The following is a 253-nucleotide window of genomic DNA, read 5'->3' on the forward strand; positions in this document are numbered from 1 at the left end:
GAACTCGGCCGCGACTATCGCTTCAGCGCGATCGACGGCGCCCTGCATCGGGCCGACGCGCGCAGCGGGCCGGCGCGGCTGCAGCCGCTGGAACGCGACCGCTTCCTGCTGGGTTCGCTGAACTTCCGCTTCCAGCGCGATGCGGCCGGCGCGATCGACGGGGTGTCGATGGACGTGGGCCGCGTGCGCGACCTGCGTTGCCAGCGCCGCTGACGCTCGCGATCAAAGATTCATCGCACCGGAAACCGCAGCC

1 protein-coding gene is annotated in these 253 nt (G+C 71.1%); it reads left to right on the plus strand.

All coding sequences use genetic code 11. The annotated features are described in order from the left end of the window. A partial coding sequence (locus tag E1K68_RS27600; RefSeq protein ID WP_212614975.1) for a hypothetical protein occupies window positions 1-213 on the plus strand: 213 nt, incomplete at its 5' end. Between the last annotated feature and the right edge of the window lie 40 nt (window positions 214-253).

Source organism: Pseudomonas sp. B2021, from assembly GCF_018135665.1.
GTDB lineage: Bacteria > Pseudomonadota > Gammaproteobacteria > Pseudomonadales > Pseudomonadaceae > Aquipseudomonas > Aquipseudomonas lactis.